Source organism: Pseudomonas sp. ABC1 (assembly GCF_013395055.1).
GTDB lineage: Bacteria > Pseudomonadota > Gammaproteobacteria > Pseudomonadales > Pseudomonadaceae > Stutzerimonas.
On record NZ_CP058349.1, the window covers coordinates 76,804 to 92,549 of the forward strand.

General features: G+C 54.7%; 1 protein-coding gene. It reads left to right on the forward strand.

The window, feature by feature from the left end:
- Window position 1 precedes the first annotated feature (1 nt).
- A complete protein-coding gene (locus tag HW090_RS00290) occupies window positions 2-15,724 on the forward strand; it encodes a non-ribosomal peptide synthase/polyketide synthase (RefSeq protein WP_179111599.1) in 15,723 nt (5,240 codons plus the stop codon).
- Window positions 15,725-15,746: the final 22 nt, after the last annotated feature.

Below are 15,746 nucleotides of genomic sequence, written 5' to 3' on the forward strand. Positions count from 1 at the left end.
GATGGACAAGACAACAGCGGAACGTATCGCCAAACGCTTCGTCGGCCTGTCATTGGGGCAGCGCCGACAGATTCTCGAGAAAATGGCCGAAACCGGTCAGAGCTTTAAACTTTTACCCATAGTACCGACTCGACATGAGACTGAGCACCTTTCTTTGTCCTACGCCCAGCAGCGTCAATGGTTCCTCTGGCAACTGGATCCTGAAAGCACTGCTTACAATATGCCGACAGCCCTCAGATTCAAGGGTGAGCTGGATATTGAGGCCTTAGGCTCCAGCTTCAAGACCCTGATCGCCCGCCACGAAAGCCTGCGCACCACCTTCCGTCAGGAAGGGGAGCAGGCCGTTCAGGTCATTCATCCAAGGATCAATCTTGCGTTGGATCAGGAGTATCTGGAGACGGCGAGTGAGGCGCTGATCCAGTCCAAGGTCGAGGAAGAGGTTGCCAGACCTTTCGATCTGGAGCATGGCCCGCTGGTGCGGGTGAAGCTGCTGCAACTGGCCGAAAATGATCATGTTCTGATCCTGACCCTGCACCATATCGTCTCCGATGGCTGGTCGATGCCCATCATGGTCGGTGAGTTGGTTCAGCTTTATGAAGGCTATCGCACAGGCGAGCAAGTAACTCTGCCGGAACTGCCGATCCAATATGCCGACTATGCCATCTGGCAGCGCAACTGGATGGAAGCCGGTGAGCAGGAACGGCAACTGGCCTATTGGAAAGAACAACTGGGTGAAGAACAACCGGTATTGGAACTGCCTACCGATCGGTCACGTCCGGCGATCCAGAGTCAGGAAGGCGCTAACCTCGCTATCGAGCTTGACGACGCTCTCGCACAATCGCTGAAACAACTGGCCCAGCAACAGGGCGTGACCCTGTTTATGCTGTTGCTGGCCAGTTTCCAGAGCCTGCTGCACCGCTACTCGGGTCAGGACGACATTCGTGTGGGCGTACCCAATGCCAACCGCAACCGGGTGGAAACCGAGCGGCTGATCGGATTCTTCGTCAATACCCAGGTGCTCAAGGCCGAGTTCGACCTAGACACCACCTTCAGCGACCTGCTCAAGCAGATCCAGCAGACGGCGCTGGGCGCGCAGGCTCATCAGGACTTGCCGTTCGAGCAACTGGTCGAGGCGCTGCACCCGGAACGCAGCCTGAGCCATAGCCCGCTGTTCCAGGTGATGTTCAATCATCAGACTCAGGTAAAAGGCGAGAGCCGTCGCTTACCAGGACTGACAGTCGAAGGGCTATCTTGGGAAAAGCAGACCGCCCAGTTCGACCTGACACTGGATACTTTCGAGCACAGCGAAGGTATTGGCGCCTCGTTGAGCTATGCCACGGCATTGTTCGATAAATCCACCATCGAACGGCTGGCCCAGCACTGGCTCAACCTGTTGCAAGGCCTTGTCAATGCTCCGAGCCAGCGTATTGCTGAATTGCCGATGCTGGCAGAAGCCGAACATCATGCCATTCTGGACCAATGGGACAATACCCATGCCAGTTACCCAAGTAGTCGCTATGTCCACCAGTTGATCGAGGATCAGGTACGCCAGACGCCGGACTCTGTTGCGGTCATTTTCAATGATCAGCCGTTGACCTATCGCGAGCTGGATGTCCAGGCCAACCGCTTGGCCCATAAGCTGATCGAGATGGGTGTCGGGCCGGAAGTGCGTGTGGCCATCGCGATGCGCCGTTCGGCGGAAATCATGATGGCCTTCCTTGCCGTGCTGAAAGCAGGTGGTGCCTATGTGCCACTGGATGCGGCCCATCCTCGGGAGCGGCTGCTGTACATGATGGAGGATTGCAAGGCCGCCCTAGTGCTGACCCAGAGCGACTTGCTGGATGTCCTGGCGATTCCGCAAGGCTTGGCTACCGTGTTGCTGGATAAGGGCGATGCCTGGGGAGGCTACCCGAACAGTGCTCCCGCGGTTGCCATTGCCGAAGACAACCTGGCCTATGTGATCTACACCTCCGGCTCCACCGGACAGCCCAAAGGGGTGGCTGTTTCCCACGGTCCTCTGGTCGCCCATATCCAGGCCATTGCCGACCTGTATGAAACCGGTCCGGCTGATTGCGAGCTGCACTTCATGTCATTCGCCTTCGATGGTTCTCACGAAGGCTGGATGCCGGCCCTGGCCAAGGGGGCCCGGGTACTGATCCGCGACGATAGCCTGTGGCTACCCGAGTACACCTATGCCCAAATGCACCAGCATAAGGTGACGATAGGTATATTCCCGCCAGTGTATCTGCAGCAACTGGCCGAACATGCTGCTCGCGAGGGTAATCCACCGGTCACCCGTATTTACTGCTTTGGTGGTGATGCGGTGCCACAGGCAAGTTACGAGCTGGCTCGAAAGGCGCTGTGTCCCCAATATATCGTTAATGGATACGGGCCGACCGAAACCGTGGTGACACCACTGTTGTGGAAGGCGGGTAAGAGCGAGCACTGCGGCGCGGCCTATGCTCCGATAGGTAGGTTGGTAGGGCGCCGCCGTGGCTACGTATTGGGTAATGATCTCAGCCTATTACCTGCAGGGTTCGCCGGCGAGCTGTATCTGGGTGGTCATGGCGTGGCCCGAGGTTACTTGGATCGACCAGGGCTTACCGCAGAGCGCTTTGTTCCTGACCCCTTCGGTGATGGGGAGCGTGTATACCGCAGTGGCGACCTGACCCGGGCTCGAGCAGATGGCGTGGTTGATTACCTGGGGCGCATTGATTATCAGGTGAAGATTCGCGGGTTCCGTATTGAGTTGGGCGAGATCGAAGCCCGGCTGCAAGGGCATGAAGCTGTTCGCGAAGCGGTCGTCATCGATATCGAAGGGCCGAGTGGCAAGCAACTGGCGGCCTACTTGGTATCGACTGGGGATCAAACGGCTGATGTCGAGCAGCAGAGTGAATTGCGCACGAGCCTGCGCGACTATCTAAAGGAAGTCCTGCCGGACTATATGGTTCCGGCCCATCTGTTGTTCCTGGACAAGCTGCCTCTGACGCCCAATGGCAAGCTGGACCGCAAGGCATTGCCGAAACCTGATGCCAGTCAGTTGCAGCAGGAGTTCATCGCGCCGCAGAGTGAGCTGGAGCAGCAGATCGCAAGTATCTGGGCCGATGTACTGAAGGTCGAGAAGGTCGGCCTGACCGATAACTTCTTCGAACTGGGTGGCGACTCGATCATTTCGATCCAGGTGGTCAGCCGTGCCCGGCAGGCGGGCATCCGCTTTACGCCCAAGGAACTGTTCCAGCATCAAACGGTACAGGGGCTGGCCTCGGTAGCGACGTGTGGCGAAGAGGGAGGTCTGCAGATCGATCAAGGCCCGGTTACGGGCGAAGCGCTGTTGCTGCCTATTCATCAGCAGTTCTTCGAGGAAGACATCCCCGAGCGTCATCACTGGAACCAGGCGTTGTTGCTTAAACCAGGCAAAGAGCTGAACGCCGAGTCCCTTGAACAAGCCATTCGGGCACTTGTCGTTCACCACGATGCTCTACGACTGAGTTTCACACAGGATGTCAATCGGATGTGGACGGCTTGTTACCACCCGGTTACCGAACCGCAATCGATTCTGTGGCAGTCCGAGGTTCAGGGTGAAGCCGAACTGGAGGCCTTGTGTAACGAAGCCCAGCGTAGCCTGGATTTGCAGGGTGGCCCTCTGATTCGAGCGGTGCTGGCGACGCTGGCCGATGGTAGTCAGAGATTGTTGCTGGCGATTCATCACCTAGTGGTGGATGGCGTGTCCTGGCGCGTCCTGCTAGAGGATTTGCAGATGGCCTATGGCCAACTGCAAGCAGACCAGACGATCAAACTGCCTGCAAAAACTAGCTCGACCAAAGCTTGGGCGGAGCATCTGCAAACCTATGCTAATAGTGAAGCGCTGCAACAGGAATTAGGCTACTGGGCAACGCAGTTGGCTGATACTCAATCCGAATTGCCCTGCGATAACCCGGAAGGCTCTCTGCAGGGGCTTTATGCAGCCAGCGCTCAGACTCGTTTGGATCGGACCTGTACCCAACAACTGCTGCAACAGGCGCCGGCAGCTTATCGCACCCAGGTCAATGATCTGTTGCTGACGGCGCTGGCTCGTGTCATTGCACGTTGGACAGAACGGAGCGATGTACTGATTCAACTCGAAGGGCATGGCCGTGAAGAGTTGTTCGAGGATATCGACCTGACAAGAACCGTGGGTTGGTTTACCAGTGTATTCCCGGTGAAGCTGAGTCCAACTGGAACCCTGGATGGCTCGATCAAGGGAATCAAGGAACAACTGCGCGCGATTCCGCATAAAGGCATTGGTTTCGGTGCACTTCGCTATCTGGGAGAGGCGCCGGCACAACAAGCCCTGGCCCAACTCCCCATACCACGGATCACCTTCAACTATCTGGGGCAGTTCGATAGCAGCTTTGCCCAAGAGCAGGATGACGGAGAGGAGGCATTCCTTGCGCCTGCACTGGAAAGCCCAGGTGCAAGCCAGAGCGAACAGGCTCCTCTGGGTAACTGGCTAAGCATCAACGGCCAAGTCTATGGCGGCGAACTGAGTCTGAACTGGAGTTTCAGTCGTGAGATGTTCAGGGAGGAGACCATTCAGTGTCTGGCACAAGAGTATGCCGAAGAGCTCAAGGTGCTGATTGCTCACTGTGTGGACGAAAATACCTTTGGTCTGACGCCATCGGACGTTCCTCTGGCTGGTTTGAGCCAAGAGCAACTGGACGCTCTGCCAATAGCCGCAAAGATAATAGAAGATATTTATCCGCTATCACCAATGCAGCAGGGGATGCTGTTCCACACCCTGTACGCACAGGAGGGTGGCGACTATATCAATCAGATGCGTGTTGACGTGCAAGGGCTGGACATCGAGCGCTTTCGCCAAGCTTGGCAAGCAGCAGTCGACCGTCATGAAGTACTGCGCGCCAGCTTTATTACCCAGTTCGAACAGCCACTGCAGGTCATCCGCAAACATGTGGAAATGCCCTTCGCCAGCTTGGACTGGCGTACCCAGCCTGATCTTCAGGCGGGGTTAGATACTTGGGCCGAAGCCGATCGGCAAAAAAGTTTCGATCTGCTGAATGATCCACTGCTGCGTATTGCGGTCATTCGTACGGATGAAAACAGCCATCACTTGATCTATACCGGCCACCATATCTTGATGGACGGCTGGAGCAATTCGCAGTTGTTGGGTGAGGTGCTGCAGGCCTATGCCGGTGTGCAATCCAATTCGCAAACAGGCCGCTACCGGGACTATATCGACTGGCTGCAGAAACAGGATAAAGCGATCAGCGAAACTTTCTGGAGAAAACAACTCCAGGAGTTGCAAGAACCCGCTCGATTGGCTCAGGCGATTCGCCAGAGTGAGACAGAGTTGAGTCCCGGATATGGTGAGCATCATCGGCAATTTACGCCTGAGCAAACCCGACAGCTCAGCGAGTTCGCTCGCCAGCAGCGGGTAACGGTCAATACATTGGTGCAGTCAGTTTGGTTGTTACTGCTACAGCGCTATACAGGCCAAGACACTATCAGTTTCGGTGCTACGGTGGCCGGTCGTCCCGCAGAGTTGAAGGGCGTGGAGCAACAATTAGGCCTTTTTATCAACACCTTGCCAGTTATTGCTAGTCCAAAACCGGAGCAGAGTGTGGCGCAGTGGGTCGAACAGATACAGACCCAGAACTTGGCCTTGCGTGAGCATGAGCATACGCCGCTGTATGATGTCCAGCGCTGGTCTGGCCTGGGTGGCGAAGGGCTGTTCGACACTATTTTGGTATTCGAAAACTACCCGATCTCCGAAGTCCTACAACAAGGCGCACCCGATGGACTCAAGTTTGGGCCAGTAACTAGTCATGAGCAGACCAACTACCCGCTGGCTCTAGCAGTGGGTTTGGGTGATACCTTGTCAATTCACTATAGCTATGACAGGGAGCGCTTCAGTACAGCAACAGTGCAGCGTATCGCTCAGTACTTCGGAAACCTCCTTCAGGCCTTTATAGAAAATTCGCAACAAACTCTCGGCGAACTATCGCTGCTCAGTTCAGAGGAGCAGCAACAGATTATCTACGACTGGAACCATAGCGAAGCGAGTTATTCGGGCGATCAATGTATCCATCAATTGATAGAAGCCCAGGCTGAGAGAAATCCAGATGCTGTCGCAGTGGTCTTTGGCGATGAAGCGCTGACCTATCAGGGGCTGAATAGAAAAGCCAACCAACTGGCGCACAAACTTCGAGAGTTGGGCGTGGGCCCGGACGTACTGGTTGGTATTGCGGTGGAACGCAGCCTAGAGATGGTGATTGGCCTGCTGGCGATCCTCAAGGCCGGCGGTGCCTATGTACCGCTGGATCCGGAGTATCCGCAGGATCGATTGAGTTACATGCTTGAAGACAGTGGCATCCAATTGCTGCTGACGCAGAGCCATCTGCAAGAGCAGTTGCCGATCTCAAACCATATCAAAACTATTGTTTTGAATCAGGGCAACGAGTCGCTGAGAGGCTACAGCGAAGTTAATCCGGAAAATATCGTTCAACCTGAGAATCTGGCTTATGTAATTTATACTTCTGGTTCGACCGGGCAACCTAAGGGAGTTGTTGTGCCTCATGGGGCTTTGAGTATGCATGTGGTTGGGGTTTCCTGTTTTTATTGCCTCGGTGATAAAGAGCGTATATTACAGTTTTCTTCATTGAGCTTCGATGCTGCTTCCGAACAAATATGGGGAGGCCTTTCCCATGGAGCTGCGCTCCATGTCGGGGATTTTCCTCGGATGAGCTATGCTGAGATTTACGATAATATTTGTAAGCTCGGTATTACCTTTTTGGATCTGCCGCCAGCGTATCTCTTGGGCTATGTACAATTTCTCCAGTCTGAATCTCGTCAGAATGAGTCTATTAAAGCGTGTATTATTGGCGGTGAATCTTGGGGTAAAAGACTGCTGGAAAGTTTATATGTCTTCCCCGGTGCCATGATTTTCAATGCTTATGGTCCTACTGAAACTGTTATTACTCCTCTGTCTTTCAAGGTTGATAATTTGGCTGCTTGTCAGTCGGTAGTTCCTGTTGGACGCCCTGTTGGTGAGCGTAGTTCTTACTTGCTGAGTGACGGTTTAATTTGTCAGCCGACTTTTGTAAATGGTGAGATATTTATTGCAGGTAAAGGGCTTGCTCGGGGTTATCATCAACGCCCGGCACTAACCGCGGAGCGATTTGTTCCTGATCCATTCGACCAGAGTAGGCTGGGAGGTGGTCGTCTGTACCGCACTGGTGATCTGGCTCGTTACCGTACCGATGGTGTGATCGAGTACGTTGGGCGTATCGACCATCAGGTGAAGATTCGCGGGTTCCGTATTGAGTTGGGCGAGATCGAAGCCCGGCTGCAAGGGCATGAAGCTGTTCGCGAAGCGGTCGTCATCGATATCGAAGGGCCGAGTGGCAAGCAACTGGCGGCCTACTTGGTATCGACTGGGGATCAAACGGCTGATGTCGAGCAGCAGAGTGAATTGCGCACGAGCCTGCGCGACTATCTAAAGGAAGTCCTGCCGGACTATATGGTTCCGGCCCATCTGTTGTTCCTGGACAAGCTGCCTCTGACGCCCAATGGCAAGCTGGACCGCAAGGCATTGCCGAAACCTGATGCCAGTCAGTTGCAGCAGGAGTTCATCGCGCCGCAGAGTGAGCTGGAGCAGCAGATCGCAAGTATCTGGGCCGATGTACTGAAGGTCGAGAAGGTCGGCCTGACCGATAACTTCTTCGAACTGGGTGGCGACTCGATCATTTCGATCCAGGTGGTCAGCCGTGCCCGGCAGGCGGGCATCCGCTTTACGCCCAAGGAACTGTTCCAGCATCAAACGGTACAGGGGCTGGCCTCGGTAGCGACGTGTGGCGAAGAGGGAGGTCTGCAGATCGATCAAGGCCCGGTTACGGGCGAAGCGCTGTTGCTGCCTATTCATCAGCAGTTCTTCGAGGAAGACATCCCCGAGCGTCATCACTGGAACCAGGCGTTGTTGCTTAAACCAGGCAAAGAGCTGAACGCCGAGTCCCTTGAACAAGCCATTCGGGCACTTGTCGTTCACCACGATGCTCTACGACTGAGTTTCACACAGGATGTCAATCGGATGTGGACGGCTTGTTACCACCCGGTTACCGAACCGCAATCGATTCTGTGGCAGTCCGAGGTTCAGGGTGAAGCCGAACTGGAGGCCTTGTGTAACGAAGCCCAGCGTAGCCTGGATTTGCAGGGTGGCCCTCTGATTCGAGCGGTGCTGGCGACGCTGGCCGATGGTAGTCAGAGATTGTTGCTGGCGATTCATCACCTAGTGGTGGATGGCGTGTCCTGGCGCGTCCTGCTAGAGGATTTGCAGATGGCCTATGGCCAACTGCAAGCAGACCAGACGATCAAACTGCCTGCAAAAACTAGCTCGACCAAAGCTTGGGCGGAGCATCTGCAAACCTATGCTAATAGTGAAGCGCTGCAACAGGAATTAGGCTACTGGGCAACGCAGTTGGCTGATACTCAATCCGAATTGCCCTGCGATAACCCGGAAGGCTCTCTGCAGGGGCTTTATGCAGCCAGCGCTCAGACTCGTTTGGATCGGACCTGTACCCAACAACTGCTGCAACAGGCGCCGGCAGCTTATCGCACCCAGGTCAATGATCTGTTGCTGACGGCGCTGGCTCGTGTCATTGCACGTTGGACAGAACGGAGCGATGTACTGATTCAACTCGAAGGGCATGGCCGTGAAGAGTTGTTCGAGGATATCGACCTGACAAGAACCGTGGGTTGGTTTACCAATGTATTCCCGGTGAAGCTGAGTCCAACTGGAACCCTGGATGGCTCGATCAAGGGAATCAAGGAACAACTGCGCGCGATTCCGCATAAAGGCATTGGTTTCGGTGCACTTCGCTATCTGGGAGAGGCGCCGGCACAACAAGCCCTGGCCCAACTCCCCATACCACGGATCACCTTCAACTATCTGGGGCAGTTCGATAGCAGCTTTGCCCAAGAGCAGGATGACGGAGAGGAGGCATTCCTTGCGCCTGCACTGGAAAGCCCAGGTGCAAGCCAGAGCGAACAGGCTCCTCTGGGTAACTGGCTAAGCATCAACGGCCAAGTCTATGGCGGCGAACTGAGTCTGAACTGGAGTTTCAGTCGTGAGATGTTCAGGGAGGAGACCATTCAGTGTCTGGCACAAGAGTATGCCGAAGAGCTCAAGGTGCTGATTGCTCACTGTGTGGACGAAAATACCTTTGGTCTGACGCCATCGGACGTTCCTCTGGCTGGTTTGAGCCAAGAGCAACTGGACGCTCTGCCAATAGCCGCAAAGATAATAGAAGATATTTATCCGCTATCACCAATGCAGCAGGGGATGCTGTTCCACACCCTGTACGCACAGGAGGGTGGCGACTATATCAATCAGATGCGTGTTGACGTGCAAGGGCTGGACATCGAGCGCTTTCGCCAAGCTTGGCAAGCAGCAGTCGACCGTCATGAAGTACTGCGCGCCAGCTTTATTACCCAGTTCGAACAGCCACTGCAGGTCATCCGCAAACATGTGGAAATGCCCTTCGCCAGCTTGGACTGGCGTACCCAGCCTGATCTTCAGGCGGGGTTAGATACTTGGGCCGAAGCCGATCGGCAAAAAAGTTTCGATCTGCTGAATGATCCACTGCTGCGTATTGCGGTCATTCGTACGGATGAAAACAGCCATCACTTGATCTATACCGGCCACCATATCTTGATGGACGGCTGGAGCAATTCGCAGTTGTTGGGTGAGGTGCTGCAGGCCTATGCCGGTGTGCAATCCAATTCGCAAACAGGCCGCTACCGGGACTATATCGACTGGCTGCAGAAACAGGATAAAGCGATCAGCGAAACTTTCTGGAGAAAACAACTCCAGGAGTTGCAAGAACCCGCTCGATTGGCTCAGGCGATTCGCCAGAGTGAGACAGAGTTGAGTCCCGGATATGGTGAGCATCATCGGCAATTTACGCCTGAGCAAACCCGACAGCTCAGCGAGTTCGCTCGCCAGCAGCGGGTAACGGTCAATACATTGGTGCAGTCAGTTTGGTTGTTACTGCTACAGCGCTATACAGGCCAAGACACTATCAGTTTCGGTGCTACGGTGGCCGGTCGTCCCGCAGAGTTGAAGGGCGTGGAGCAACAATTAGGCCTTTTTATCAACACCTTGCCAGTTATTGCTAGTCCAAAACCGGAGCAGAGTGTGGCGCAGTGGGTCGAACAGATACAGACCCAGAACTTGGCCTTGCGTGAGCATGAGCATACGCCGCTGTATGATGTCCAGCGCTGGTCTGGCCTGGGTGGCGAAGGGCTGTTCGACACTATTTTGGTATTCGAAAACTACCCGATCTCCGAAGTCCTACAACAAGGCGCACCCGATGGACTCAAGTTTGGGCCAGTAACTAGTCATGAGCAGACCAACTACCCGCTGGCTCTAGCAGTGGGTTTGGGTGATACCTTGTCAATTCACTATAGCTATGACAGGGAGCGCTTCAGTACAGCAACAGTGCAGCGTATCGCTCAGTGCTTCGGAAACCTCCTTCAGGCCTTTATAGAAAATTCGCAACAAACTCTCGGCGAACTATCGCTGCTCAGTTCAGAGGAGCAGCAACAGATTATCTACGACTGGAACCATAGCGAAGCGAGTTATTTGGGCGATCAATGTATCCATCAATTGATAGAAGCCCAGGCTGAGAGAAATCCAGATGCTGTCGCAGTGGTCTTTGGCGATGAAGCGCTGACCTATCAGGGGCTGAATAGAAAAGCCAACCAACTGGCGCACAAACTTCGAGAGTTGGGCGTGGGCCCGGACGTACTGGTTGGTATTGCGGTGGAACGCAGCCTGGAGATGGTGATTGGCCTGCTGGCGATCCTCAAGGCCGGCGGTGCCTATGTACCGCTGGATCCGGAGTATCCGCAGGATCGATTGAGTTACATGCTTGAAGACAGTGGCATCCAATTGCTGCTGACGCAGAGCCATCTGCAAGAGCAGTTGCCGATCTCAAACCATATCAAAACTATTGTTTTGAATCAGGGCAACGAGTCGCTGAGAGGCTACAGCGAAGTTAATCCGGAAAATATCGTTCAACCTGAGAATCTGGCTTATGTGATTTATACATCTGGTTCAACTGGCAAGCCCAAGGGTACCTTGTTGCCTCATCAAAACGTCATGCGTTTGTTCCAGGCCACTCAGGGCTGGTACCAGTTTGGTTCCGGTGATGTCTGGAGTGTCTTCCACTCCTATGCCTTCGATTTTTCCGTGTGGGAACTGTACGGTGCTTTATTGTATGGAGCCAAGGCAGTCATCGTGCCGAAGGAGGTGGCGCGCTCGCCTGAAGACTTCCATGCCCTTTTGGTAAGAGAGAAAGTCACCGTCCTTAGCCAGACCCCTTCTGCTTTTAAACAGTTGATCCCCATCGCTGTAGAAAGATCTCAGAAACTGTCGTTGCGTTACATCATATTTGGCGGAGAATCGTTGGACGTTACCAGTCTGGTTACTTGGCTCGAGAAGTTCGGTGATCATCAGCCGCAACTGGTCAATATGTACGGTATTACCGAGACGACAGTGCATGTCACATATCGGCCTATTCGCTTGGCTGATTTGGCCAAGGCTACTATTAGCCCGATCGGCGAAGTGATTCCGGATCTATCCTGGTATTTTCTGGATGGAAACCTTGGAGTCGCAACCCCAGGATGTCATGGTGAATTACATATTGGCCGTGCAGGGCTGGCACGTGGTTATTACCACCGACCGGCACTGACTGCTGAGCGCTTTATTCCCGACCCATTTGACTGCAGTGAACAAGGTGGCGGCCGTCTGTATCGCACCGGTGATCTGGCCCGTTACCGTGCTGATGGTGTAATTGAATATGTAGGGCGTATCGACCATCAGGTGAAAATTCGCGGTTTCCGTATCGAACTGGGCGAGATCGAAGCCCGGCTGCAGGCGCATGAAGCTGTTCGCGAAGCGGTGGTGATCGATATCGAGGGGCCGAGTGGCAAGCAATTGGTTGGCTATCTTCTTGCTGGCACCCATCTTTCGGATGATCTTGAGCAGCAGGCTGCGCTACGCAGCAGGCTGCGCGATTTCCTGAAAGAAGCCCTGCCGGACTATATGGTGCCGGCCCATCTGCTGTTCTTGGACAAACTGCCGTTGACGCCTAACGGCAAGCTGGACCGCAAGGCATTACCGAAGCCTGATGCCAATCAGTTGCAGCAGGAATATGTCGCGCCGCAAAGCGAGCTGGAACAGCAGGTCGCAAGTATCTGGGCGGACGTGCTGAAGGTCGAGAAGGTTGGCCTGACCGACAACTTCTTCGAGCTAGGTGGACACTCCCTGCTAGCCACCCAGGTGATCTCCCGCATTCGCCAGGCTCTAAATATCGAACAGCCACTGCGTACGCTGTTCGAGGCACCGATGCTGGAAGATTTCGCTGCCCATATAGGGCAGGGAACATCCAATACGACACCGGCCTTTCAGCGAGTGGATCGTATTCAGCCACTGCAACTGTCCTACGCTCAGCAGCGCCAATGGTTCCTCTGGCAGTTGGAGCCTGAGAGCACTGCCTACAATATGCCTACAGCCCTCAGGTTCAAGGGTGACTTGAATATTGGGGCGCTGCGCGCCAGCTTTGAAGCCCTGATCGCCCGCCACGAAAGCCTGCGCACCACCTTCCGCCAGGAAGGGGAGCAGGCGCTGCAGATCATTCATCCAAAGATTGACTTTGCGCTGCTTCAGGAGAAGCTGGAAGACACGAGCGAGGAGCTGATCCAGTCCAAGGTCGAGGAAGAAGTCGCTGAGCCTTTCGATCTGGAACAAGGTCCGTTGATACGGATAAAGCTGCTGTGGTTATCCGAGGACGACCATGTCCTGATCTTGACCCTGCACCATATCGTCTCCGATGGCTGGTCGATGCCGATCATGGTCGATGAGTTGGTTCAGCTTTATGAAGGCTATCGCACAGGCCAGCAAGTCACTCTGCCGGAACTGCCGATCCAATATGCCGACTATGCCATCTGGCAGCGCAACTGGATGGAAGCTGGTGAGCAGGAACGGCAACTGGCCTACTGGAAAGAACAACTGGGTGAAGAACAGCCGGTATTGGAACTGCCCACCGATCGGCCACGTCCGGCGATCCAGAGTCAGGAGGGCGCTAATTTCAGCGTTAGCCTTAACGACGACCTCGCACAATCGCTGAAACAACTGGCCCAGCAACAGGGTGTGACCCTGTTTATGCTGTTGCTGGCCAGTTTCCAGAGCCTGCTGCACCGCTACTCGGGCCAGGACGATATTCGTGTGGGCGTTCCCACCGCCAACCGTAACCGGGTGGAAACCGAGCGGCTGATCGGCTTTTTCGTCAATACCCAGGTGCTCAAGGCAGAATTCGATCTGGACACAACCTTCAGCGGTCTGCTCAAGCAGGTCCAGCAAACGGCACTTGGCGCACAGGCGCATCAGGATTTGCCGTTCGAGCAACTGGTCGAGGCCCTGCACCCGGAGCGCAGCCTGAGCCATAGCCCGCTGTTCCAGGTGATGTTCAACCACCAGACCCAGGTCAGAGGCGAGAGCCGCCGCTTGTCAGGACTGACAGTTGAAGGATTGTCCTGGGAAATGCAGACCGCCCAGTTCGACCTGACACTGGACACCTCCGAGTACAGAGAAGGTATTGGCGCCTCGTTGAGCTATGCCACGGCATTGTTCGATAAATCCACCATCGAACGGCTGGCTCAGCATTGGCTCAATCTGCTGAACGGCATCGTCAAGGCGCCGAACCAACGTATTGCTGAATTGCCACTGCTCAGTCCAGAGGAGCAGCAACAGATTATCTACGACTGGAACCATAGCGAAGCGAGTTATTCGGGCGATCAATGCATCCACCAGTTAATCGAAGCCCAGGTCAAGAAAACCCCGGATGCCGTGGCTGTTGTGTTTGGTGATAAAGAACTGACCTACCAAGAGCTGAACAAAAAATCCAATCAACTGGCGCACAAGCTTCTAGAGTTGGGTGTTGGTCCGGACGTACTGGTTGGTATTGCGGTGGAACGCAGCCTGGAGATGGTGATTAGCCTGCTGGCGATCCTCAAGGCCGGCGGTGCCTATGTACCGCTGGATCCGGAGTATCCGCAGGATCGATTGAGTTACATGCTTGAAGACAGTGGCATCCAATTGCTGCTGACGCAGAGCCATCTGCAAGAGCAGTTGCCGATCTCAAACCATATCAAAACTATTGTTTTGGATCAGGGCAACGAGTCGCTGAGAGGCTACAGCGAAGTTAATCCGGAAAATATCGTTCAACCTGAGAATCTGGCTTATGTGATTTATACATCTGGTTCCACGGGGCGACCCAAAGGGGCGGCAGTGCGGATCGGCAGCTTCGTCAATTTGCTGCACTGGTACAAGGGGGCTTGTGAGCTGTCTTCGGACGATAAGGTGCTTCTGTTCAGTTCGTACGCTTTCGACCTGACACAAAAGAATATCTACGGCGTTCTCTGCGTCGGCGGGCAGTTGCATTTGCCTGCGCCAGGCTATGACCCCGAGGCATGTGCGCGGCAGATTGAGCTCCACCATCTGACGCTGGTCAATTGCGCACCAAGTGCTTTCCAGCCCCTATTACAGGATGGATATGCCAGGCTACGATCGTTGCGCCATGTGCTGCTGGGGGGCGAGGCTATTCAGCCAGGTGAGCTGTCCGATTGGTTGGGTGCGCCAGAAGCGGCCGGTGTCATGCTTCACAATACCTACGGCCCGACCGAATGCACGGATGTAGTGATCGCCTATGCGGCGAAAGATGTGGCAGTTTCCGGTTTGACGTCCGTACCGATCGGGCGTCCCTTGCCTGGAGTGGAGGCCTATGTCCTGAGCAGTTCGGGTGAGCTTCAGGCGCCCGGATTGGTGGGAGAGCTGCATATCGGTGGGAGCTGTGTCGGCGAAGGCTATTGGCGGCGTGCCGGTCTGACAGCTGAAAGGTTCGTACCTAACCCATTCGATGAGCAACAGGGCGGTCGCTTATACCGCACTGGCGACTTGGCGTGTTATTGCGTTGATGGTGTGATCGAATACATGGGCCGTATCGACCACCAGGTTAAGATTCGTGGCTTCCGCATTGAGCTGGGCGAGATCGAGGCGCAACTACAATCTCACGCAACTGTCCGCGAAACGGTAGTAATTGATATCGATGGGCCGAATGGCAAGCAACTGGTTGGTTATCTCGTTGCTGACACTAACATTTCGGATGATCTTGAGCTGCAGGACGCATTGCGTGGGAGCCTGCGTAATTATCTGGCAGAAAACCTGCCAGACCATATGCTCCCGGCGCATCTGCTGTTCTTGGATAAACTGCCACTGACACCCAATGGCAAGCTGGACCGCAAGGTATTGCCGAGACCGGAGGCGAGTTTGTCGCGGCGGGAATATATTGCCCCACAAAGTGAGTTGGAAAAGCAGATAGCAGCGATCTGGGCCGGTGTATTGAAGGTCGAGAAGGTTAGTTTGACCGATAACTTCTTCGAACTAGGCGGGCATTCGCTGCTGGCTACCCAGGTAGTGGTGAGAATCCGGAATCAGATGGAGCTTGATGTTGCTCTGCGAGAGCTGTTCGAGTACCCCCGCCTCGCTCATTTTTCCAGACATCTTGCAAGCAAATCCAGTATGGCGGCACCGTTGCAGTCAGAACTGACTAAATCGCTGGAGGCCCTTAAACGTCTCTCCTCAGAGGAAATCGATGAACTGACTTCTTAGGAGATATCCCAGTGCAAGAGCT

Bases quoted from the DNA above. Each gene is read 5' to 3' on its own strand.
- HW090_RS00290 (WP_179111599.1), top strand. From the start codon at position 2: ATGGACAAGACAACAGCGGAACGTATCGCCAAACGCTTCGTCGGCCTG.